The following is a 24,053-nucleotide window of genomic DNA, read 5'->3' as shown; positions in this document are numbered from 1 at the left end:
TCACCTTCAATTTCCAGCCATCTGCTGAACCCTAGCAATAATTTTCCTCACTTTGTCCGCCTCGGGCGATCGCAAATGCTGCAAAATGTCCAAAGATTGGTGTAAATAATTCAAGGCTTTGTCAAAATCTCCCTTCTTATCTGCTAACAACTGTCCCAACATTGCGAAAGTAGCAGCTTTTACTCGAACATAGCCAATCTTTTCCTTAAGTTCGAGAGTTCTTGATAAAATGCGATCGCCTTGGCTACTTCCCCTTGATCCGCATAAATTCGTGCTAGTTGGTGCAAAGTAGCAGCTTTCCCTTGAACATTGCCAATCTTTTCCTGGCGTTGTTGAATTGAGGTGCGATAGAGCGAGTGAGCGATTCACAAAAACCAATTAACTGAAAGTCAAAGCCAATGAAATGTCCTGAAGGTAAGTCTACTCATGTTAATAAAAATGGGCAGAATAAAGGCAAGCAAAATTATATTTGTGTTGACTGTGGCAGGCAACTTAGAGATTGCTATCAAACCCACCATAGTTAGGCGCAAGAAGTTAAATATGAATACCTAAAGATGTATCTCAATGGGATGGGCTTTCGTGCGAGCAAGAGAGTCAAAATCCTGCATCACACGACAATAATTAATTGGCTCAAGCAAGTTGGAAAACTGCTACCATCGGCTTACGATAAGCGAGACAATTCCAGAAGTAGGATAACTAAATGAGCTACAAACATTTGTCGGAGCAAAAAAACACAATCTGGGTGCCGACAGCAGTAGATTACTTTAGACCAGGTATTCTAAGATGGGTATTAGGAGACCGAGCGTGCTAAAACGTTTGAACCTTTGTGGAATGTAGTTAGTAGATGGGGATGCTATTTTTATGTGACCGATGGCCCGAAAGTTTATGCAATGTTTATGACCGATGGAAACCAAATTATGTGCAAAACATACATGACTTGCGGTTGCAGGTGAAAACACAAGATTAAGACAATATCTGGCTCGCTTAAAACGAAATACTCTTTGTGATTCTGGCATCAGACAACAAGTTGCTCATATCTCCAATTAAACTACTTATTCATTATCTCAGGTTTAATGATGTTCCCGTTCCCGATTCAATTAATTATTTCGGTCGAGAATTACTCACCGCACGATCTCGCTAAACCATACCCCTATTCAGCAATGCCATCTCAGAAATTATACCAGTATGAAGGTGTGTAAAAGCTTGAAAGCTTCTAACTTCTGAAAACAGATTTGTGTAATAGCGACAATACTCTTCAATCAATTTCAAGGTTGAATTAGCTTGGCGAGGGTTAACCATAGACCTAGCTCTGGTTTGAGTGATTTTGTTCTATTATACTCTGTCGCTTAGTAACAGAAGAGGAGTAACCAAGTGGGTTAGCAACAGTGTATTCCATCGCGGCTTGGAATTTGGGTAGAGAACGCGAAATCATTTCTTCGTTAGCAGTAAGGGAAATTCGGAAGTAACCGGGTATTTCCTGGGGAGTTCCTGGTAAAACAAATATATCTTGAGTTGCTAATAACTCCGCAAAAGCAAGGTCATCATCCCAAGGTGATTGCACCAAGAGGAAGAACGTCCCATCAGGGTTATACAGGTTGTAACCCATATCCCGGAGTGCCTTCACCATCCGATCTCGCTTGTTTTGTAAATGCTCAATATTTATGTTTAGTTGCTCTAAGTCTCCTAAGGCATACTGCATGAGCACACTAGGATAACACCAACCAAAAGGACTTTGTTGTAGGAGGGAAATGATTCGTCTTATTTCTTCCCGATTAGGCATAGTGGGAGGTAAAGCAATATACCCTATACGTTGACCGGGTGCCATTAAAGTCTTACTATAGCCATATACTAACAAAGAAAATGGGTAAAACTGAGTAGGGCTGCAACAAGTCTGGTTGTCGAAAACAATGCGGCTGAAGGCTTCATCGGAAATAATATAAATAGGCTTGCCATAGCGCTTAGAAGCCTCGTTAAGTATACCACTCAAACCCTCCAGGGTACTAGCTGAAAAAATCTTACCTGTAGGGTTGTGGGGCGAATTGATAATGATTGCTCGAGTCCGTTCTGTAATTGCAGATGCGATCGCCTGCAAATCCATATCAAAGCTGTTTGTATCCACAGGCACACCCACCGGAACCGCACCGGTAAAATGCACCATACTCCTATAACCTAACCAGGGTGGAGTCAAAATAATTACCTCATCTCCCTCACCAGCTAACATTTGCAGACAAATCGCCAAACCAACTACAGTACCATTGGTCATAAAAATATCTTCAGGCAATATAGAAAGTCCGCGTTTATCCTGAAGAGCAGCGGATACAGTGATCCGTGATTCTGGAATATTTCCCTTGTAGCCATACCACCCTTGATTTTGCGGTACACTCCAACGCTGTAAGGCTTCTACAAACCCTGGAGGTGGTATTTCATGGGCATCACCGAAAGTAAAATCAATACTTTCCGGCTCAGTTCGGCGACTCATATAGGTCGCTTGGGCAAAAAATTGACTTATAGGGGTCTGGCAATCTAATAACTTTAGTAAGCGTGGTGAGATAAAGTGAGTCTTCCCTTCACTTGTTAGATCTGGGATAAGCTTATTTCGATTACTTATGTCGTTCATAGTAATTGGGTAGTAGTGTATAGTAATTGCAGGTCACGGAACTCGCCTTAACGATAAATTATACTCATGAACAAAATACCGTCGCCCACATTCTTGACATTTATATCCTTGTTTACCACTTGTTTACCATAAGTATGAGCGTATTTAATAATTTTTCCATATCGCTCGCACTTAAACATCCCTCTACCATTCGATCAATCCCCTCTCTCGCAACATAGCATTCGCCCAAACAGCATCGGTTTCCGACAGCGCAGTTCGGGGTGCGGCGGTGTAATCGATTCTAAAGTCATAGGCGGCGCGATGATAGTAAACCCCATTTAATAACCATTGTAAATCTACAATTGGTTCCGCATCGCCCGCCCGCAAAGGCAAGGGAGAGGATTGTGAAAATTAAATGCACCACAGCTTATCATTTGCATTAATTGTGGAACGGGCGTCTCGCCCGTTAAGTAAATCGTGGAACGGGAGAGACGCCCATTAAGTCAATTGTAGAACGGGCGTGTCGCCCGTTCTACAATCTGCGATTAAAATCCCCTAAAAATCGCCGTAACTGCTAATAGCCGCCTGCAACCTCGCAATCACTTCATCAACCGAAATCGCCCCCAACTCCCCAGAAGCCCGAGTCCGAATATTCAAACTATTCGCCTCAACCTCCTTAGCACCCACAACACCCATCACCGGAATTTTATCCTTCTCAGCATTGCGAATCAACTTGCCCAAACGCTCGCTATTCTCATCAGCTTCTGCGCGAATATTTAGCGCTTTCATCTTCGCCGCCACTTCCTTCGCAAACGGCAAAAATTCGGCGCTGACAGGCAGCAACCGCACCTGAATCGGCGCTAACCATAGCGGAAAATCCCCGGCATACTGCTCGATCAAAATCCCGATCAAGCGTTCCAAAGAACCGAAAGGAGCGCGGTGAATCATCACCGGACGCTTGCGAGTGCCGTCTTCAGCAACGTATTCCAAATCAAAACGTTCTGGCAAATTGTAATCTACCTGAACAGTTCCTAATTGCCATTCTCTATCCAAGACATCTTGGAAAATGAAATCGAGTTTCGGCCCGTAAAAAGCCGCCTCCCCAATTCCCTCAAAATAATTCATTCCCAAAGTTTCCACCGCGCGGCGGATTGCACCTTGAGCCTTTTCCCAAGCTTCATCAGAACCGATGTATTTCTCCAAATTGTTCGGATCGCGGAAACTCAAACGCGCCTTAAAGTTTTTCAGTTGCAGATTCTTGAATACTGACAGAATCAAATCCACCACATTCAAAAATTCCTGATCCAACTGTTCCGGCGTGACAAACAAGTGGGAATCATCGACCGTAAAGCCGCGCACCCGCGTTAAACCGCCCAATTCTCCCGATTGTTCGTAGCGGTAAACTGTGCCGAATTCCGCTAAGCGCATCGGCAGTTCGCGATAGGAACGCAATTCGCTTTTGTAAATTTGAATGTGAAAAGGGCAGTTCATAGGTTTCATTACAAAACCCTGTTCGTTTGCTGCCGCTTCTGCATCTTCTGCCATCAGCGGAAACATATCTTCTTTGTATTTCTGCCAGTGTCCAGAAATTTTGAACAAATCGACTCGGGCGATGTGCGGAGTCACTACTTGCAAATAGCCGCGCTTGATTTGTTCTTGTTTCAAGTAATCTTCTAAAATACTTCTCAAAACAGTGCCTTTCGGCGTCCACAAAGGCAAGCCGGGGCCCACCGCATCAGCAAAGATAAACAAGCCTAATTCTTTGCCTAATTTGCGGTGATCGCGCCTTAATCTTTCTTCTTGGCGGTGTTTGTATGCTGCTAATTGTTCGGGAGTTTCCCAAGCTGTGCCGTAAATGCGCTGCAACTGAGCTTTGGTTTCGTCGCCGCGCCAGTAAGCGCCTGCTAGGCTTTCGAGTTCGATCGCCTTTGGATTCAACTCACTGGTATTATCCAAGTGAGGCCCCGCGCACAAATCCCACCATTCCTCGCCCAAATGGTAAACAGTAATTGGTTCGATCAAACCTTCTAAAATTTCTAATTTGTAAGGTTCGTTAATCTCCTTAATTCTCCGTTCCGCTTCCTCGCGGCTGACTTCTTCGCGAATTACAGGCAATTTACGGTTGATGATTTTGATCATCTCTTTTTTAATGGCTTTTAAATCCTGTTCCGTAAAAGGTTCGGGAGTGTCAAAGTCATAATAGAAACCGTTTTCAATCCAAGGGCCGATCGTCACTTGCGCCTTGGGAAATAACTTCTGCACCGCCATCGCCATAACGTGGGAGGTGGTGTGGCGAATTTTTTTTAGTGCCTCCGACTCACTCGTGCGGGGCAACTCAATCTTAACGGACTCTTCTGGAGCGGACATGGATTCTGAGCTAGACATCGGCTGAATTAGCAATTAATTTAGTGGCAGTTGCTTCTATATTACTCAGATTGGGACAGCAAGCGCCGACTTGCGGCTGGGGCAAACCCTGGGAAATTACAGCAACGGCCCTGATGGTTGCGACGTTTAGTCGGGGACGCACTCCGACTCTCAGAAACCAGGTTTTTACTATTTTGGTGGGCTGTAACGAAGTATCGCCTGAAAAAACCCGGTTTCTAACCACCCATGAGATCGCGAACTAATTTGGCAGAATTTTGCGATTTCGACTCAAAAATCGCTGCTGACACAATTAAATTTATTCACACCCACCTGCTAATTGTTGTTAAATTTTTGAATGTTTGTTAAAAATATGTTACAATTTGTAAAGACCGTCTAAGACTATAATAGATAAATAACCCATTTTTGATCCATGCTTAATTCCAACTTGCCCGAATCAGAATTGCTCAAAGCGTTACTGGAACCGCTGTTAGAGGATTTCAATTACTGGTTCGACCGATCGGCAAAGCTTTTAGAAACTGAGGAAATTCCCTTTCTCAGCGGCGAAGATCAATCTGACTTGCTGGCGCGAGTCAAGCAGGCTCAGCAAGAAGTAGGCGCTGCTAAAGCTCTATTTCAAGCAACTGGAGGTCAAGTTGGCATTGAAACCGCAGCACTGATGCCGTGGCACAGACTGCTCGCCGAATGCTGGCAAGTATCGGCGCGCTTTCGCTCATTGCAGTCAGCTCCCCCAGGAAAATAAGGAACCGAATTCAAGTTAAACTTGCACTCAAATCCCAAACTTGTGGAAATGTGTTGGCTGACTTGACAAACTCAAACAGATTTCCAGTTAATAAGTTATTACTTGCTGAAACACATTTGTAAATTGCTGTGTGGCTGTTTAGCCCGGAGGAGAAAATAATGTTGCACCTGCTTTATATTTTAGCTTTTACCGTTCTTGCCTTTCTGGCAGTCGGTAACTTAATCCGCAGTCTCGTCACCGTAGGTATGGAGTCCCAGCGCCCTCAACAATTCAGGGCAAATAATCCCTACGCATCCTCTCCTCGCTCTCAATCTGTACCGCATCCAGAACTTTTAGACGAACACGGCAACATTGTCAATGAGCCACTGTTAGTGATGCGTTCGCTGACTGTCCAAGACGCCCGCGAACAATTAGATGCTCTCTACAAATCATCTCCGGGAGGCAACGACGAAGGGGGCGAACTAGCCTGATACAACCACAGCCGCAGCATTTATACTCAGGCGCGATGCCTCAAAAAAAAATAGGACTTACACGCTCGGTGTCAGAAGCCCGGTTTATTCATACATTGTGGGTAAAAACCGGGTTTCTTGGGATCAGTCCTCAAAATAATTGGTCGTTAGTTTTTAACTAATAGCCAATTACTTGTGCTTTTATAAAGTTTAATTACCAAGTAGCTCGATCGTCAAAAACCTATACCGATCGCACTGATATCAAATAACTCAAGAATAGTATAATGCAAGATATCCGCAAGCGGTGCCTAACAAGTCTGAATGGTGAGAGTGCTAACGCCCGAATCCAAGCCTGAATAGATGAGTTAGCGTCAAAACCTAGACGTAAAAGCAGGTGACTTTGGGAAGATCTCAAGGTCTTGGAGCGATACCTCTGCTTAGATTCGTCTAAGTGATATTGCCAGCATGATATGACTTAAACAGTCGTGTTATGACGCATAAATGTATCAGATACTGAAAAGCGATCGATCTAAACCTCCTATCGATCCTGTTTTGTCATCGGCAAAAATGCACGTTTAAGGCTAGATGATCGTCCCTATTTCGCTACTGGCAGAACTTCTGCAAGCTTTGCCCCAACTGCGCGCACAAATTTATTTCAAATCTTCCATGACAGCCCTGTCTCACGCTATGGAAGACTTGGTTTTGGCGGGTTCCGACGCACCGCTAGTCATTGCAAGCTTTCAGCGAGAGCGCTTCTACCGCCAAGAAGCTCACCGTTACCGGCGAATGGCCTCGCGCTCCTCTCAGGTATACGTGCTGGCAGCACCGGAAACTGACTTTAAAAATGCTTCGGAGTGTCACGAAACTGTGGCGTTTGCACCGGAGGACGGATTAAGTAAAGAGTGGCACTTAGTGGTGCTGGGGGAACACTACTCCACTTGCCTGATTTGTCAAGAAAAAATTGTGCCGATCGAAAACCAAGACGAGCGCGGGCCGCTGGTGATGGATCAAGCTCGCAGATTTGAAGGAATTTGGACGTTCGACCGCGAGGTAAGCTCCAAAGCTGCCGCATTGTTGCTCGATAGAATTGTCAAATATCGCCCCGAATTGGCAGAAAAGATCGATCGAGCGCGAACTACTTACAAGCTAGTCAAAACACCGAAAAAAACGAGGAAATCCGCCGCCTCCAAAGCCGCAAAACCCGACATAAGTGCGCCAAAAAACTCAAAAATTCCCAATCCAAAATTGAGCGATGCTTTTACCGAACGCTTAGTAACCTACTTGCAAGCAGGCCAGCACAAATTGCTCAAAGCATACAGCGCCATCGCGGCTCAGGAACGCAAAGAACGCCTGGTAAACTTAATTACCGCGGCAATGCGGCAGTCTCTCAACCCGCAAGAAATCGTCGAAGTTGCAGTCCAAGAACTGGGCACTGCCCTGTCGGCAAGCCGATGTTTGATTTATCGGTGCAAGGCCACAGATGTGGCGGTCAAAATCGATGGCGAGTTTTTGGCTCCGGGCGCTAGTTCCCTGCTGGATCAGACTTGGCTGTTGCAGGAAAATCAAATATGGAGCGACGCGGTGGCGCGGCAAGAGCGAGTTTACATCCAAGACACATCACAACACCCGCTGATTGTCAATACACAATACCTGGAAAAAACTGTAAAAAATTGGCAAATTGTCTCTTGGTTAATGGTGCCAGTGCTTTATCAGGGGCGAGTTTTGGGCATGGTGGAAATGCACCAGTGCCGATCGGTTTTGCCTTGGGAAGAAGACGAAATTTCTTTAGTAGAGGCGATCGCCACCCAACTCGGAGCAGCCTTAATTCAAGCAGAAACCTACGCTCATTTAGAAGAACTCAACCAACAATTAGAAGCATTAGACCGCACTCGCAGCAATCTAATTGCCATCACCGGGCACGAACTCCGCACCCCTCTTTCTACAATTCAAGTTTGTTTGGAAAGTTTGAACTCCGAACCAGATATGCCTGCAGAATTGCGGCAAATCATGTTAGAAACTGCCCTCGGCGATGCCGATCGAATGCGGAAACTCGTGCAGGATTTCTTAACTCTTTCTCACTTAGAAAGCGGGCGAGTTCAATGGAATGTAGAATCGCTGACGCTGCAAGAATGCGTTGATTTGGCCCTCAGCAGCGTGCGATCGCGCACGGCGGATCGACAGTTGCCGGAAATTATCGCCGAAGTCTCGGCAGAATTGCCTTTAGTGCAAGCTGACGGGGAGTGGTTGGTGGAGGTTCTCTCCAAACTGCTAGACAACGCTTGCAAATTTACGACACCCCAGGGAAGCGTGACTGTTAAAGCTCAATGTAACGGTTCTCGGATGGTAGAAGTGCTCGTAGCCGATACGGGTAGGGGAATAGAGGCGAACAGTTTAAAAGTAGTGTTCGATCGATTTTATCAAGAAGAAGGAGCTTTGCGTCGCAGCGCCGGCGGTACCGGTTTAGGATTAGCAATTTGCAAGCAGATTGTTGCTGGCTGGGGCGGTAAAATTTGGGTAGATTCCGCAGGAAAAGACCGAGGAAGTGAATTTCACTTTACTATTCCCACTGTTTAGACTCAATTGATAACAGTTAATCGATCGCTAATCACTGATGACTGATTACTGCAAACTACCCCTCGGTGTACCCTAAATCGGAATACCCATCGCCAACTCTGTTCCACCTTCTAGCGATGACCAATATTCCCACATTCCCAAGGTTTTTTAGTTACTATCGCAGCCATAATCAACATTTTAAATCCCGTACCTTTGCCTGCTTTAGTTGTAAAAAATGGCGCAAACAATTTTTATTGAACTAATTCCGGTATTCCCAGTTCGCTGTCAGCAATCCGAATCACAATCGTGTCGATAATTTTCTGTTATTGCTAGCCAACAGCACCATATAAATTGTAATTGTATTGGGAATGTTTTCAATTTTTGGCTGGGTTTTGCCCGGATGGGATTATTCCGAAGCATCGCTAGTATTAGCAATCAAATTCATAAATATCGCAATCCTCGCATCATTTGTGAATTTTTTGCGGACTCCCAGCGGGTTCGGGGAGGGTTGGGGTGGGGTAAAAAAATTACGACTCCTGCAAGGATTTCTATATATGATTGGTCTGTCCAGAATGCCATTATAAATTTGGTAAATTACCGTAAGTCCTATAACAAATCTTTTGTAGTATGTTGGCTGCGCCGATTAACAACACTTGGAGAAAAACTGGGTTTTTTAAATAAAATATTGGCTTAAAGCCTTGGAACAAACTGAAAAAATCGGGTTTCAGAGCGTCGGAGCGCGCAAGTCTCGATCGAGTTAATCGATCAGACGATACAGGATAGCACAGAAAAGTTTTTACGGCAGAACCCGCCTCCGCTGCCACACCCAGTCTCACCCTCAACCCTCACCCTGTGAGATAGGCCTTAAAGGTGATGTGACTGCGCGGTGTTCAGCTTTACGATCGAAAGTATCAAAGCAGATTCAAGACGCGCTTGCCGTCTTAAACCCGGTTTGGCGACAGAATTCCTAGGGAGGCTGCCGAAAATTAATATCAGTTTAAAAAAAGAATCCAACTGTAGGTAAGCTGGAAACCCCGATAGTAATCAGTCATGCCGAATCTAAAATCTAAAATCTAAAATCTAAAATGGTATAAGTCTCCTGTACACAAGTCCTGAGATGGTAAAAGTCGATCGAATCTGTTGAGGCACTGCCACCGCCAGTGTTGATTCGTGAAAAGTTTAGCATCAAATGTTTCGCCCGGAAAAACTTTTTTCCAATAAGAATACTCAAACCTAGAGGGTAGGAAAATCGATTATGTCACCTACAAGCCAGATGAAATCTACTCAAGCTATGGCCAACAAGCCACAACTGCAATTAGGTTCTCAAGGTAAAGCTGTATTGGAACTCGAACAACTGCTAACGAAGTTGCAAGTTTACCGGCAGCCTGCTAAAGGAATTTTTAACAAAGCAGTTGAATTTTCTGTGAAACTGTTTCAGTTTCGGGTTTTCTTGTCGCCGGACGGCATTGTCGGGCCGCTCACTTGGCAGGCGCTTTATACTGAAGCTCCTGTTAATATGCCCGTACTCAGATTCGGCAGTTCTGGAAAAGCAGTCGCTACTGTTCAGGAAGTTCTCAAGATTTCCAAGCATTATGGCGGTAAAGTTGACGGCGACTTTTCTACTTTGACGGAGAAAGCTGTTCGCGCATTTCAAAAAAGCTTTGGGATTGAGGCCGACGGGATTGTCGATCGAGAAACTTGGACTGCTTTGAGTCAAATTCCGCGCGGCTATGACCCTAATTGGTTCTTGACTTAGGGTTGACGCGGTAAATTATTCGATCGTGTGTGGGGGGATTTGGAGGAATGTGCGATTATTAGGGTGCGCCACAAGCACGCTAATAATTGCTGTTTTTTTTGATTGTTTTTTCTGGATTCGTGCTTCATAATTCTGTTTTCTAACTTTGGTGGAAATTACCAATTATCAATTATTAATTACTAATTATTAATTATCTGAAAAGATCGATCGCCCAAAAACTGTTAACTTTCCTTACAATTTCGACAGCCGTGTCGCGTCATGATGATACGATGCCGTAAAAATCCTTTGGATATGTTTATGGCAGAAGAACTCACTGGACAACCCCCTCTTTTCGGCGGCAGCACCGGCGGCTTGCTGACCAAGGCGCTAGTTGAAGAGAAGTACGCGATCACTTGGACTAGCCCCAAGGAACAGGTGTTTGAAATGCCGACTGGCGGCGCTGCAATTATGCGTCAAGGCGACAACTTGCTGCATCTGCCCCGGAAGGAGCAGTGCATCGCTTTGGGCGGCCAGCAACTGCGGGCAAAATTCAAAATCTCGAACTACAAAATTTACCGCGTCTTTCCTGACGGCTCTACTGAGTACCTGCATCCCAAGGATGGCGTGTTCCCTGAAAAGGTGAACGAAGGTCGTCCCTACAACGGTAAGATTGACCGCAATATTGGCAGCAATCCCAATCCGATTAAGGTTAAGTTCACCGGTAAGAAGACTTTCGATCCTTAGACCACGACTGCATGGCTGAGCAAAACATAGGTAATATTCCTTGTAAGGCTCAGCTTGTAAACTTGTTTTTGCAGCAGTATTCGGGCGCGGGAGGCTAAGCCCGCAGCGCCCGAATACTACTGCAAAATTCTAATCTTATTAAAAGTTAATCGTTAAATTAAAAATGAATGTCGCAATCAGGCGAGCGCAGCCTTCTGATATCGATGTTTGCGCTCGCATTAATTATGAAGCTTTTAAAGATATTTCCGATAGCCACCAATTCCCTCCTACAGATTTTCCGACGCTGGAGTTTTCAACTGAAATTATTGGTCTTCTGATCGAAAGTCCGTTGTTTTTTGACATAGTAGCCGAGAGTTCCGGTGCCGTTGTCGGCTGCGGATTTATGGACGAACGCAACCCGATTCGCGGTATCGGGCCCGTCAGTGTCGATCGAACTTTTCAAGGCCGCGGCACGGGACGGGAAATCATGAAAGCTTTGCTGGAACGGGGACAGGACGCTGTGGGCATCCGTTTGGTTCAAGAATCTTTTAATATGGCGTCGCTGTCGCTGTACGCTTCTTTGGGTTTTGAGGTGAAGGAACCTTTCGTGTTAATGCAGGGCAAGTTTCGCAGCCAACCGCAGCATGGGTTTGAGGTGCGGCCGATGGCTAGTGAGGATGTTGGTGAATGTGCCGCTTTGTGCGAAAAACTGTGCGGGTGCGATCGAACTTCGGAGATTGAAGACGCCCTGAATGACTTTTCTGCCTTCGTTGCCTGCCGGCAAGGTCAGATTGTGGCTTATACTTGTGCGGTGTCTGCTTTGAGCCACAGCGTCGCTCAAACTGAAGCGGATATGCAGGCTTTGCTCTTGGGGGCTGCTGCGTACATTTCAGAAGAATTGCTTTCTTTTCACTTGCCGCTGAGGTATGCAAGTTTGTTTCGCTGGTGCTTGCAAGAGGGGCTGCGAGCCCTCAAGCCGATGGCGGTGATGGCAGTTGGCGAGTATCAGTCGCCGGAGGGATGTTGGTTTCCGTCTTTTGCTTATTGAGTACCAAGACGGTTAGGGCGCTTTTAATCGCTGAAATTATTGCCAGGATTGCATTTTCCTTCTTCCTTCTTCCTCCTTCCTTCTTCCTTCTTCTTTCTTTCTTCTTCCCTCTTCCTTCTTCCTCCTTCCTTCTTCCTTCTTCCTTCTTCCTTCTTCCCTCTTCCTTCTTCCTTCTGATATATATGATATTCCCCGATTTCTCACAATTTTCGGAACTGGCGAAACAAGGCAATTTTGTACCCGTGTATCAAGAATGGGTTGCTGATTTGGATACGCCGGTGTCTGCGTGGTATCGGGTTTGTGCGGGTCAACCTTACAGTTTTCTGCTGGAGTCGGTGGAAGGTGGGGAAAAACTCGGGCGTTATAGTTTCTTAGGGTGCGATCCGCTGTGGATTTTGGAGGCTAAGGGCGATCGCACAACTCAAGTTTACCGCGACGGTTCCGAAAAAGTATTTACGGGCGATCCGTTTGCGGCTTTAACTGAATGTTTGCAGTCTTACAAACCCGTCAAATTGCCGCAGTTACCGCCGGGAATTGGCGGGCTATTCGGTTTTTGGGGTTACGAGTTAATTAAGTGGATAGAACCGCGAGTTCCGGTGCATCCAGCCAGCGAGAATGATTTGCCGGATGGGTTGTGGATGCAGGTTGATAATTTGCTGATTTTCGATCAGGTGAAGCGAAAAATTTGGGCTCTCGCCTATGCGGATTTGCGCGAGGTTGGCGTTGATTTGGCGGAGGCTTATCAGCAAGCGTGCGATCGGGTTTCTCGGTTAGTTGATAAGCTGCAATCGCCACTTTCCCAGCAATCTACTCTCATAGAATGGACACCTCCCAATAACGGGCAAGATGCCCGTTCCACAACCGGAAATACAGAATTGGCTTACACGAGCAATATTACCCGTGAAAAGTATTGTGCCAATGTTTTAAAGGCTAAGGATTATATCAAAGCGGGAGATATTTTTCAGGTAGTTATTTCCCAGCGTTTGGAAGCTGAATACAGCGGCGATGCTTTTGCACTTTACCGCTCTTTGCGTCTGATTAATCCTTCTCCGTACATGGCTTATTTTAATTTCAGAGATTGGCAGATTATCGGTTCTAGTCCCGAGATTATGGTGAAGGCGGAAAATACTGCTGACGGCAAGAAGATTGCAACTTTGCGGCCGATCGCCGGCACTCGCCGCCGGGGTAAAACTCCTCAAGAAGATGATGCTTTGGCTGCTGAATTGCTGCAAGATCCGAAGGAAATTGCGGAACACGTCATGTTAGTTGATTTGGGGAGGAACGATTTAGGCAGAGTATGCCGAAACGGTACTGTAAAAGTTGACGAATTAATGGAAATCGAGCGTTATTCTCACGTCATGCACATTGTGAGCAATGTGGTGGGAGAATTGGCTGAGGATAAGACAGCTTGGGATTTGTTGAAAGCTGGTTTTCCTGCGGGTACGGTTAGCGGTGCTCCGAAGATTCGGGCGATGGAGATTGTGCACGAGTTGGAAGGTTGTCGCCGGGGGCCGTATTCTGGGGTTTACGGGTATTATGATTTTGAGGGACAGTTGAATAGTGCGATCGCAATTCGGACTATGGTGGTTCGTTCTTTAGGTGGTGACAAACATTCGGTTTCTGTGCAAGCAGGCGCTGGTTTGGTCGCTGATTCTAACCCCGATCTGGAGTACGAAGAAACTCTCAATAAAGCCAGGGGAATGTTAGAAGCAATTCGCTGTTTGAAGTAGCAAGTTAAAAACTTCTTTTCTAATGCTCGGCGGTTGAAACCGCTGCTACACAAACTACTGTTGAACGAGGGAAATGTGAATTTTTATATAGTTGACGTGTTTGCGGAGTCAAAATATGCTGGCAATCAACTAGCTGTATTTTGCGGGGCTGAAGTTGCCGAACTATCTGAGGCCCAAATGCTGCTGATAGCCAGGGAAATCAATTATTCAGAAACTACGTTTATTCGATCGCCCGATCCGCGAGATGGCGGCTATGACGTGCGGATATTCACGCCCAAGAAGGAATTGCCCTTTGCCGGTCATCCGACTTTGGGGACTGCGTTTGTGTTGCAGCAAGAGATTATTCGCGAAAAGGTCGATCGAGTAATTCTCAATCTAGCCGTCGGTCAAATTCCAGTTACTTTTAATTATCACAATGAATCGGCAGATATTTTGTGGATGCGACAAAACCCGCCTAGTTTTGGTCAAGTTTTATCAGCCGAAAGTCTGGCAAATGTCCTGAATTTAGAACCAGATGAAATTGATGCAAACTTCCCAATTCAAGAAGTTTCGACCGGAGTGCCGTTTATAATTGTCCCATTAAAAACTCTCGCCTCGCTCAAAAAAGCTCAAGTCAACTTAGATAAATATTTTGAGCTAATTGATAGAATGGAAGCAAAAGAAATCTTGATATTTTGCCCAGAAACTTACAGCGATGTTAATGATTTAAGCGTGCGAGTTTTTGCCCATTCCTTAGGAATTCCTGAAGATCCGGCGACAGGCAGTGCTAACGGCTGTTTGGCTGGATATTTAGTAGAATATGCTTATTATGGGGAAGCAAAGATTGATGTCAGAGTTGAGCAAGGTTATGAAATCGATCGACCTTCTTTGCTGTTGTTACAAGCAGCCCAAAATGAAGGGGAAATAGCAGTTTTGGTTGGTGGTAAGGTGGTGATGGTTGCTAAGGGAGAATTTGTGTAGAATATTTAAGGGGAAATTATTAACCGCAAATTCACGCATATCTACGCAGATCTACGGAGATATGTACAGCTAGATTTAGATGCTTGTTTGGCGATCTAGATGTTACAATATTGCTAATATGAGCTACCTCATATTCCTCGATCCGCGTTATTGTTATGCTACAAAAGTCATCCCTACCACATACTCTTCAATGCTTCCAACATTTTCGCGGACTTTAAATGTATCCCCTGAGGCTTCTGAAGCCCTGCTTTCACTTCCATTAACCAGCTTTCTCGATTCACCGGAATTCAAGCAACTCTTGGGAAGTCTGGATAGTCGGTTGCTAAAAGAAACTTTGCCAACTGCTGGAACTGTTTTAGCTCAAAAGCTGCCGCTTTTTTACGATTGGTTGCAAACAGAACTAGGAATTAAAAACGTCCCTGACAGTCCCGATCATGCTACGAAATGGGTAGTCGGTTTTTTGAAGAATCAAGAAAGTTTAACTCGTTTAGTCGATCTGCACAAATCAATTCCTCGATCGTCATTAGAGCGATCGATCCCTCGTTTAGTTAGCGCCTTTGATGAAGTTCAACCCACCGCCGTAAAGCAAGAATGGGAAAAGGCGATATCGGCACTTTGTCTGGTTCTCGCAGTCGCAGCGCGGGAAAATCAGCCATCAGCAGCCTGAAGCAATTCTGTCTGAGTTTACACAAAGCGGTTTTTTCGGAAAACTTGCAATTGAGTGCGATCGATCTGAACGACTACCGGCCGCCGCTTGTTCAGGACGATCGCATTATGTCTGTTTACCAACAGCAACTGAGCCAATATTGCCACAATCGCGCGCCTTTTGAGAAACTTGCCTTCAAAACGCGCCATCCGGACGATCGCCTCTTCGATTTTATAACAACAGTTGTTGCCTCTCTGAGAAATCACAAAAATCGTTCCCGGTATGTAATCGCCTTGATTTGCCCAGAAAGCATACCTTTCGCCTAAAGTAAAGTAGTGAAAAACATTGTTAGCCGTGGAAGTTTTAGCTAACTTTTCTGAAACGCCCAAAGAATTAAAAATTACAGTCGATCGAATATAATCCGGGTATTTTGCTGCTATTTGCTGAGCAACTTTGCCGCCCAAACTTTCTCCGATGACATCGGGCGGGTTTCCGCTGTGAAATTGCTGCTTTATCCAATCAATAGCACCCGCAGTTTGCGCCGATTTTAACTGGCGTTCTAGTTTTGCCATAAATACATCGGGCGTATCTTCCAAAACGCGCTCGAAAGGATACCAAGAACCGTATCCGCGAATCACCATAACAGGCGGGTTATTGCCAGAAATGGGAACGCGACTTTCAGCATAAAAACCAGTGCGAGAGTCTTCAAACACTTTTTCTATGATATAATTTCCATCAATAACTTGCCCTTGCTCGTGCCGGATGTAAATTGAAGGGTTATTGGGTTTAAAAGTATCGTGCAGTTGGGGTTTGGCAAACTTTTCGTAGAGGGAATCTAGCAAGTGCCTTCCCGTTTGGCGATCGACAAAATCTAATTTTGTTATTTTCATCCCAAATCTCATTTTTAACTGATTGTGGGGGAAAAACCCGGTATTTTGGCAGAATACCTTTACCCAGATTTGGTAGGGGCGGGTTCACCAACCATATCTAACGATGACCGACAATCTAGATAAACCCGCCCCCCACCACCGATAACCTACGTCAACCAGAAATTTGCATCGCATCGGAAAATGTACATGATGATTTATGGTTCGGTTCGGGCGGGTTTTCGAGATTGTTTGTTTCTGGCAATTATTGTTTGTGAACCCGCCCCTACAAGCACCCGGTACATTCTGATTTATGGTTGGGTTGGGGCGGGTTTTAAACATTGTCAATTATTGGCAAATATTGTATGTGAAACCCGCCCCTAGCAAATCATTTTTACAAAACTCGCAACGTGCTAGCAATACTATGGACTGCTTCCATCGCGCGAATTTCATCGAGTGCTTGTTGAAAATTACCTTCCTTAACATCGTGAGTCACGACGACAATTTCTGCTAAATCGTCGTGAATCCCCGTCTGCACAATTGATTCCAAACTAACTTTGTGATTGCCGAAACAAGTGCCGAGTTTGCCAATTACTCCCGGAGTATCGCGCGTCAGAAAACGGGCGTAAAAGCGAGTAACAAGTTCCTGCATCGGAGCAATTTTGCAGTAGTGTTGGTGACTGCAACTCAGCAAAGGATGAGGAGTCGGAACAGCTTGGCTTTTCAGGATGGCCGCCACATTTATGATGTCGGATACTACGGCGCTAGCTGTTGGGCCTGCACCCGCGCCGCGCCCGTACAGCATCAATTGCCCGATCGGCTCTCCTTCCACTAAAATTGCATTGTAAACCCCGTTAACACTCGCCAGCGGATGAGTTTTCGGCACAAAACTAGGATGCACTCGAATTGAAAGCAGTTCGCTTTCTCCCTGCGCTTGCTCGCCATTGCGGCGGGAGGTTTCTTGAGCAATAGCCAACAATTTAATCACAAATCCCAGCTTGTCGGCGTAGTTAATATCAGCCGCACTAACTTTTCTGATACCTTCGCAGTGAACATCTGCTAATTTGATGCGTCCACCAAAAGCTAGCGAGGCTAAAATAGCAATTTTATCGGCCGCATCTAATCCATCTACATCTGCTGTGGGGTCAGCTTCAGCATAACCTAATTGCTGGGCGTCGGCGAGCACTTCGGCAAAGTCTGCGCCTTCTGTTTGCATCCGCGTCAGGATGTAATTAGTTGTGCCGTTGACGATGCCGGTGACAGTTTGAATGCGGTTTGCACCTAAAGATTGTTTGAGGCTTTGAATGACCGGAATGCCGCCGCCGACAGCAGCTTCTAGCATTACGTAAACGCCTTTGTTGTTGGCGGCCTCGAAGATTTCATTACCGTAGCGGGCGATAACTGCTTTGTTGGCAGTGACGACGTGCTTGCCGCTGGCAATAGCTTGCAGAATGAGCGATCGCGCCGGTTCCAATCCGCCAATCAATTCTACTACAATATCAATTTCCGGGTCTGTTGCGATCGCTTCTAGGTCAGTTGTCAGCACATTTTCTGGCAATTGTAAAGACCGAGTTCGAGAAATATCGCGCACTCCCACCCGATAGATTTCCAATTCCTGCAACAGCGGATGGCGGCCATCTGGGGAGAGCAAAATCTCTGCTGTTCCCGCGCCAACTGTACCCAAACCTAACAAACCAATTTTGAAAGCCACGACTTTGACCCGTAGAAACTCAATTAAGCCACAACCATTGTAGGCTATTCCCGTACCGTAGCAATCAAAATAGTATTGTAGGGTACGCATTCAGTACCTTACCAGTCGGATATAATTGCCCTAAAAACAATGGTAGGGCGAGCCAAGCCCACCCTACCAATCAGATTAAATCAGGTAACAGATTAATAAGTTTCAACGTGCCAACGGTGCTCTTTCTTCAACTGTTTCTGATAGCCAGCCCAGTCAACGCCGTACTTGCTAGAAGCAGCCGACATTCCCTCATCAATTCCGCCTTCCATACCCTTCAAACCGCAGATATAAGTGTGAGTATTGGGCTTTTGAACCAATTCCCACAATTGGTCTGCGTTTTCTTGAATCCGGTTTTGAATGTACATCTTACCGCCGTCAACATTTTTTTGTTCGCGGCTGATGGCATAAGTCAAGCGGAAATTATCGGGGAATTCTTGTTGCAATTGCTCCAACTCTTCCTTATACAGAATGTTGGGAGTGTAAGCAACTCCAAAGAACAGCCAAGCTAAACCTTTGAACTTGTAATCTGGATTGTTTTCTTTAAACATCCGCCACAAATAAGCCCGGAAAGGAGCAATACCCGTACCGGTAGCCATCATAATCACGGTGGCTTCCTCGTCGTCAGGCAATAACATTTCCTTGCCTACAGGGCCGGTAATTTTGACATCATCTCCAGGTTCCAAACCGGTGAGAAAAGTCGAACAAACACCAAAGACTTTTTCACCGGTTTCTGGGCTTTTGTACTCTAGGCGGCGGACGCACAGAGAGACTGTTTTGTCGTCTACATCGTCTCCGTGACGGGTGGAGGCGATCGAATAAAGCCGGATTTTGTGAGGTTTGCCGTTTTTATCAGTGCCATCGGGAATAATCCCGATACTTTGACCTTCGAGATAGTGTAACTTGCCTCCAGAAATGTCAAATTTGACGTGACGGACTGTACCCTCGCCGCCTTCTCTGACCAATTCTTCTGTAGAAAGGCACTTACCAATATAGGGATTGGCCGGCTTGTAGAGGTTAACAGGAACCTGAACTTTTTCCTTGGCTTGAGTCATGGGCTTAGTTTTTTCTCCAGATTTCTGACTCTGTAGCCCTGCTTCTGGTGCGACTTTGCCATTATTAGTTTCGGGAGCGCTGTTTGAGGGGCGGATGCTGATGATTTTGCCACCCATGCGAGCAATTCTGCGCATTTCCTGATTCATGCGCTCGTAGGGCACGGAGATAAATACGCTGCCGCTACGGCGAATCGGGTTACTTGTTTGGTCAGTTGCTTCGCTCTGACGCATACCCTCCACTTCGTAGACAAAGATGCGGCTGCCTGATTCTGAGTTTGCCGCAACACCAGATATGCTTGGGCTGTACATTTGTTGATTTTCCTTCACGATACAGAGTTATAAAGAAAGAGAATGTGACGTTAGACTCAATTTACTTTTTTCTTAAGGCCATCGGGACTAATTGGCCGCGCCAATTTTTGGGCCTCGCCACGCCGGCAGGAGTGTTGAAGTTGCGATCGCTCGCGTATCCAATCCCTACTAGCCGAACGCCGCGCTCACCGAGCCCTCTTGCGTTCGGCTGTTGACCTATAGCTATTGTTGTCTGCGTACTGCAAATATTTTACCCGATCGGGGGATCTGCCCCGATAAGTCGTTCTGATTTGGGGATTCGGGGACAGGATTCGAGGGGGAGGGGTAGAGGTAGAGGGTTCGAGGATTTGACTCTAGGGGGAATAGGGGATTGAAATATACAATTTAAATGCAGTACAGCCTAAAGGAGGATTTCACCAGTTAATGAGGTTGAGCTTGTAGGGAGCCGATGCATTCTGGTAAGATTAACCACTAAAGTTAGTATTAATTACTTGCGTTGAAGATTGCTTGGGTCTTCCCGGGCAGGCAGTCAACTGACTGCTGTATGCTGGTGAGAACTCCATCGTCTCGGGGTAGCAAAGCCGCACAAAGCCTGCTTGTCGCTATCTGGGGACTGAAATTTTGTGGAATCTAGACTTGAGTTAGTTAGTAAACAGTGATTTTGTTAGAGGGAAACTATGACCAGTAAGCCGGATCGCGTGGTTTTAATTGGCGTTGCCGGAGACTCCGGATGCGGAAAATCTACTTTTTTGCGCCGATTGACAGATTTGTTCGGGGAAGATTTCGTTACGGTAATCTGCCTTGACGACTATCATTGTCTCGATCGCAAGCAGCGCAAGGAAACAGGGATTACAGCCCTTGACCCGAGAGCGAACAATTTTGACCTGATGGCCGAGCAAATGAAGGCGCTCAAAGAAGGTCACGCGATCGACAAGCCGATTTACAACCACGAAACCGGTCTGCTCGATCCTCCTGAGCGGGTAGAGCCGAATCACGTGATTGTGATTGAAGGGCTGCATCCCCTTTACGACGAGCGAGTTCGATCGCTCCTCGACTTCAGCGTCTACCTCGACATCAGCGACGAGGTAAAAATTGCTTGGAAAATCCAGCGCGACATGGCGGAACGGGGCCACCGTTACGAAGACGTGCTGTTTGCGATCAATGCTCGCAAACCGGATTTTACCGCCTACATCGACCCGCAAAAGCAATATGCTGATGTGGTAATTCAAGTGTTGCCGACCAACTTGATCAAAGATGACAAGGAGCGGAAGGTTCTGCGCGTGCAGATGATCCAGCGCGAAGGCATCGCCAATTTTGAGCCTGCGTATTTGTTTGACGAAGGTTCAACAATTAACTGGGTTCCTTGCGGCCGCAAGCTGACTTGTTCCTATCCCGGAATTAAGATGTACTACGGGCCCGATGCTTTCTACGGTCACGAAGTCTCGATTTTGGAAGTAGATGGTCAATTCGAGAATCTCGAAGAAGTTATTTACATCGAAAGCCATTTGAGCAAGATTTCTACGAAGTATGAAGGCGAGTTAACTCACCTGTTGCTCCAGCACCGCGAATATCCTGGTTCTAACAATGGAACTGGTTTGTTCCAAGTGTTAGTCGGATTGAAGATGCGGGCGACTTACGAGAAGTTGACAGCAAAAGAAGCGAAAGTGGCTGTTAGTGTTTAGAACCCTGACATGAAAGATTTGGGAGGCGCAATTGCGCCTCTTTTTTTATGGAGAAATGAACCGCAGAGGGCGCAGAGGGCGCAGAGAAGAGTTAGGGGAGGGTGTTTGGAAGTAGAGAGGTTAAGAAGGTTTTTCCGGCTTCATGGATGTCGCTATCTAGGGAAAAAGTTACACTGCGAACTCGAATATCGTCATTTTTTATATCTAGTGGCTGTTGGAGGTTTTGCGGGTAGATGAGAATTGCATTTTGGCACTTTAAGGCATTTGCGTAAGCAACTATTTGATGAATGTCATTATTGGCTACTTTATCGGGAGCTTTGTATTTTGTATCGAGGACGTATTGGACTTTTTTTGTGGCAATATCGCACAGCAGTAAGTCAATCCGATCGAAATAGTTTTGGTCATGTGTAACTCGGTGTTGTTGTTTGACAAAAAAGCCTTTTGGTGTATTTGCTTTGAGCCATTCAGCGACAAATTGTTCATATAAATTAGCCATGTCTATGAGAAAAGGGAGCATTTCGCGATCGCCTGTTTCGTGACTAGGCCCTGTGTTATCTAAAAAAAATCGACATAAGGCGTGTAAAAGTTGATAATCTTGATTCAAACGGTGATAATTTCTATCAATACAAGCTTCTGATTTAAAATGTTTTAATGTAACAAATCCTTGGAGTGCGTGAAACGCTTTTCGCACAGTGGATGAAACAGATTCACGGCACAAACCGCTGCGGCCAATGATGAAAAGTGTCCAAGCCAGAATTTGATTATCTTCGATATCGCCTGTTTGTTCGCTATAGTGGCATTTTAGTTTAACATCCCAAGGTTTTTGCAGGGCTGACCGTAAATCGACGCGGCCGCGAATGTAGGGGAGTCTTTCGGTTTTGGATAAGTAATCGCGATATAATCCTTTGCGACAGCGTTCTAGGATTTTTTGGGCAAGAATGTTAGCTAATGTCTCGTAAATTTGTTTTAAAAATTGGCACTGAATCGAGCCTTGGGGAAATTTGATCTTAAGGTTGTAGGCATAGTCAAGCATTCCGAAGAGGTTGTTTATGGGAACCTTTGGGCGGATGGCGATGTGAAATTCTGGAGTGATGGGAATGTTGCCAACTCTGCCTTTAGATTTTAAGTGCCATTGATATTTTGTTTTAAAGTTGGGAAATTCTATCTCGATTTCCTTGGCATAATTATGGTATATTTTCTGTCCTACTGATTCGGGGATTGAGTCTTGTTCAAAAGTTGCTAATTGATATTCTGTAAGTTCGATAATTCGGCAGGATTCTGGTTTCATAATTGTGGTGGATGCAGTAACGCCACTGTATCGGCGTTAATGACGGCGTTAGATTGTCAATAGCCCAATTTATTCTTGATATTCTCCCAGAGAAACTCATCCATTTTTTCCAGGTTATCAAAGAAGTATTCTTCGAGGTATGGCTCAATTTCCATTTGCCAAATATCTTGGATATCTTCAGCTAAGGTTTTTGTCAAAAAGAAGGAGATGCCTAGTTCATAGTGTTTGTTGTTAATTGCCCGATTGACATCTTCTAGAATGCTAGTTAATTTATCAACTGGAAAACCTGTTTCCTCTCTCTGGTGATACTGTCGCAGGACTTCATAATTAGGATAGACGGGAATGAATGCGAAGCGGCGGCGGAGTGCGTTATCGACTAAGGCAATAGAACGGTCTGCGGTGTTCATGGTGCCGATAATGCGGACATTTGTAGGGATTCTAAACTTTTGACCGCTGGCTAGTGTAATAAAGCGTTTTGTGTCCTGTCGGTCATCTAGGAGATACATTAATTCTCCAAATACTTGAGATAAATTTGCCCGGTTAATTTCATCAATAATCAGAACGCAAATGTCTTGACAAGACTCAGCTTTTGTGCAAAATTCTAGGAATCTGCCGGGAACTATGGGATAAGTTAATTCCCCATCTTGACTTTGCGGACGGATGCCTTGAATAAAGTCTTCATAAGTATAAGCTGGATGAAATTGGATAATGTCTGAAAAGCCGTCACCGCCACCGATTAAGTATTGGGCGAGTTTTTGAGCGAGGAAGGTTTTTCCGGTGCCGGGCGGGCCTTGGATGATGGCTTGTTGCTTGCGGTTAATGGTGCGTATCCAGCGGTTTAGTTCAGATGTTTGAAAACCAGTAAAGTAAGAAATTTCTTCGAGGCTATGATAGAATCGATTAAATTCTTTTGTATATACTGAAAAATATTGACTGATAAGCAGAGGTAACTCATTATCATACAGATTGCAACATAAAAACAAGGGAAATATTTTTTTAAAAGTTTGCGCTATTATTTGAATTAACTGTTTAGCAGAATATCCTAATACTTGTTCTGATTCAAGTGATATAGCGATCTGAATATTAGTAATTTTATGTGTTTTAACTTCCGGTGGTTGTGCGGCTAAAGAAATAATACTTTCCAATAATTCATAAATACATTTTTGAGGTTTCATGATTATGCTACGCGATTCCGGCCAAATGGAATTAACACGAATTATTTGCTGAGTTAAATAGCAATGATGTTGATTGGGAAGCTCGTAACGTTTAAGCATTTCGATTACACCTGGTTTATCTAGATAATTACATTGATAATTATCTATTATGCAATCAACATACTCACTTTTTGCATAAAAACCAAAAGTTAACTTTTCGCTGTCAAATCTTAGCATTAACTGAGCATCATCTAGAGAATTGATATCTTCAAACCCAAAAGCTACACTGTAAGCTATTGATTGGCAAAAGTCTGTTGTAATAGACCTCTTGCAAAAAAAATCTATGTTATAATTAAAGGTTTTGAATTTTAGACCTGAAAGCTAACTCATAATTGTA

At 45.1% G+C, this 24,053-nt stretch carries 21 protein-coding genes and 1 pseudogene; 12 read left to right on the top strand and 10 right to left on the bottom strand.

Annotation, left to right across the window (positions count from 1 at the left end; genetic code table 11):
* Positions 1-6: 6 nt before the first annotated feature.
* A complete protein-coding gene (locus QUA54_RS34440; protein WP_445301543.1) occupies positions 7-369 on the bottom strand; it encodes a hypothetical protein in 363 nt (120 codons plus the stop codon).
* Positions 370-398: 29 nt separating this feature from the next.
* Here QUA54_RS34440 and QUA54_RS09850 point away from each other — a divergent pair.
* Positions 399-1,141 (top strand): annotated as a pseudogene (locus tag QUA54_RS09850) (IS1 family transposase).
* Between the two features lie 162 nt (positions 1,142-1,303).
* On the opposite strand, the gene QUA54_RS09845 reads toward QUA54_RS09850, so the two are convergent.
* The 3 genes from QUA54_RS09845 to thrS form a co-directional block, all read right to left on the bottom strand.
* On the bottom strand, positions 1,304-2,617 hold the full coding sequence (locus tag QUA54_RS09845) for an aminotransferase class I/II-fold pyridoxal phosphate-dependent enzyme (protein WP_333414391.1): 1,314 nt from the start codon (positions 2,615-2,617) through the stop codon (positions 1,304-1,306).
* 183 nt (positions 2,618-2,800) lie between these two features.
* Positions 2,801-2,989 (bottom strand): DUF4058 family protein, encoded by a 189-nt coding sequence (locus tag QUA54_RS09840; protein WP_333414390.1) that lies wholly within the window; start codon positions 2,987-2,989, stop codon positions 2,801-2,803.
* Positions 2,990-3,151: 162 nt separating this feature from the next.
* Positions 3,152-4,981, bottom strand: coding sequence for a threonine--tRNA ligase (gene thrS, locus QUA54_RS09835; RefSeq protein ID WP_333414389.1), 1,830 nt, complete (start codon positions 4,979-4,981; stop codon positions 3,152-3,154).
* 23 nt (positions 4,982-5,004) lie between these two features.
* On the opposite strand from thrS, the gene QUA54_RS09830 reads away from it, so the two are divergent.
* The 7 genes from QUA54_RS09830 (at position 5,005) to QUA54_RS09800 (ending at position 12,228) form a co-directional block, all read left to right on the top strand.
* On the top strand, positions 5,005-5,223 hold the full coding sequence (locus QUA54_RS09830; protein WP_333414387.1) for a hypothetical protein: 219 nt from the start codon (positions 5,005-5,007) through the stop codon (positions 5,221-5,223).
* A 167-nt stretch (positions 5,224-5,390) separates the two neighbouring features.
* Entirely contained in the window at positions 5,391-5,720 is a 330-nt protein-coding gene (locus QUA54_RS09825) for a DUF2605 domain-containing protein (RefSeq protein WP_172190717.1), read from the top strand.
* A gap of 158 nt (positions 5,721-5,878) precedes the next feature.
* Entirely contained in the window at positions 5,879-6,190 is a 312-nt protein-coding gene (locus QUA54_RS09820) for a DUF2973 domain-containing protein (protein WP_172190716.1), read from the top strand.
* 564 nt (positions 6,191-6,754) lie between these two features.
* On the top strand, positions 6,755-8,743 hold the full coding sequence (locus tag QUA54_RS09815) for a DICT sensory domain-containing protein (protein ID WP_333414385.1): 1,989 nt from the start codon (positions 6,755-6,757) through the stop codon (positions 8,741-8,743).
* A 1,234-nt stretch (positions 8,744-9,977) separates the two neighbouring features.
* The gene (locus tag QUA54_RS09810; RefSeq protein WP_333414384.1) at positions 9,978-10,478 is read left to right on the top strand and encodes a peptidoglycan-binding protein; all 501 of its coding nucleotides are present in this window, start codon (positions 9,978-9,980) and stop codon (positions 10,476-10,478) included.
* A gap of 297 nt (positions 10,479-10,775) precedes the next feature.
* Complete coding sequence (locus QUA54_RS09805) at positions 10,776-11,201, top strand: photosystem I reaction center subunit II PsaD (RefSeq protein ID WP_333197159.1); 426 nt, start codon at positions 10,776-10,778, stop codon at positions 11,199-11,201.
* A 163-nt stretch (positions 11,202-11,364) separates the two neighbouring features.
* Complete coding sequence (locus QUA54_RS09800) at positions 11,365-12,228, top strand: GNAT family N-acetyltransferase (protein WP_333414382.1); 864 nt, start codon at positions 11,365-11,367, stop codon at positions 12,226-12,228.
* A gap of 36 nt (positions 12,229-12,264) precedes the next feature.
* Here the strand turns inward: QUA54_RS09800 and QUA54_RS09795 are convergent, their stop codons facing one another.
* A complete protein-coding gene (locus QUA54_RS09795) occupies positions 12,265-12,432 on the bottom strand; it encodes a hypothetical protein (RefSeq protein ID WP_333414381.1) in 168 nt (55 codons plus the stop codon).
* On the opposite strand from QUA54_RS09795, the gene trpE reads away from it, so the two are divergent.
* The 3 genes from trpE to QUA54_RS09780 all read left to right on the top strand — a co-directional run bounded on the left by trpE (position 12,411) and on the right by QUA54_RS09780 (position 15,585).
* Positions 12,411-13,958 (top strand): anthranilate synthase component I, encoded by a 1,548-nt coding sequence (gene trpE, locus QUA54_RS09790; protein ID WP_333414379.1) that lies wholly within the window; start codon positions 12,411-12,413, stop codon positions 13,956-13,958. The genes QUA54_RS09795 and trpE overlap by 22 nt on opposite strands.
* A 75-nt stretch (positions 13,959-14,033) precedes the next feature.
* Positions 14,034-14,918 (top strand): PhzF family phenazine biosynthesis protein, encoded by an 885-nt coding sequence (locus QUA54_RS09785; RefSeq protein ID WP_333414377.1) that lies wholly within the window; start codon positions 14,034-14,036, stop codon positions 14,916-14,918.
* A 118-nt stretch (positions 14,919-15,036) separates the two neighbouring features.
* Positions 15,037-15,585, top strand: a complete 549-nt coding sequence (locus tag QUA54_RS09780; RefSeq protein WP_333414376.1) for a hypothetical protein — start codon at positions 15,037-15,039, stop codon at positions 15,583-15,585.
* A 17-nt stretch (positions 15,586-15,602) separates the two neighbouring features.
* Here the strand turns inward: QUA54_RS09780 and QUA54_RS09775 are convergent, their stop codons facing one another.
* The 3 genes from QUA54_RS09775 to petH form a co-directional block, all read right to left on the bottom strand.
* The gene (locus QUA54_RS09775) at positions 15,603-16,454 is read right to left on the bottom strand and encodes a hypothetical protein (protein WP_333414374.1); all 852 of its coding nucleotides are present in this window, start codon (positions 16,452-16,454) and stop codon (positions 15,603-15,605) included.
* A gap of 370 nt (positions 16,455-16,824) precedes the next feature.
* A complete protein-coding gene (locus QUA54_RS09770; protein ID WP_333414498.1) occupies positions 16,825-18,141 on the bottom strand; it encodes a homoserine dehydrogenase in 1,317 nt (438 codons plus the stop codon).
* A gap of 182 nt (positions 18,142-18,323) precedes the next feature.
* Entirely contained in the window at positions 18,324-19,532 is a 1,209-nt protein-coding gene (gene petH / locus QUA54_RS09765) for a ferredoxin--NADP reductase (protein ID WP_333414373.1), read from the bottom strand.
* Positions 19,533-20,209: 677 nt separating this feature from the next.
* Here petH and QUA54_RS09760 point away from each other — a divergent pair.
* Positions 20,210-21,214, top strand: coding sequence for a phosphoribulokinase (locus QUA54_RS09760; protein WP_333414372.1), 1,005 nt, complete (start codon positions 20,210-20,212; stop codon positions 21,212-21,214).
* A 91-nt stretch (positions 21,215-21,305) separates the two neighbouring features.
* On the opposite strand, the gene QUA54_RS09755 is transcribed toward QUA54_RS09760, so the two are convergent.
* Complete coding sequence (locus QUA54_RS09755; protein WP_333414370.1) at positions 21,306-22,502, bottom strand: 5-methylcytosine restriction system specificity protein McrC; 1,197 nt, start codon at positions 22,500-22,502, stop codon at positions 21,306-21,308.
* Between the two features lie 56 nt (positions 22,503-22,558).
* Complete coding sequence (locus QUA54_RS09750) at positions 22,559-23,893, bottom strand: AAA family ATPase (RefSeq protein ID WP_333414368.1); 1,335 nt, start codon at positions 23,891-23,893, stop codon at positions 22,559-22,561.
* Positions 23,894-24,053 lie beyond the last annotated feature (160 nt).

The sequence above is a fragment of the Microcoleus sp. MOSTC5 genome, from assembly GCF_036701825.1.
Classification (GTDB): domain Bacteria; phylum Cyanobacteriota; class Cyanobacteriia; order Cyanobacteriales; family Microcoleaceae; genus Microcoleus; species Microcoleus asticus.
Note: the sequence above shows the minus strand (reverse complement) of the source record. Positions and strands in the feature narration are given on the sequence as shown.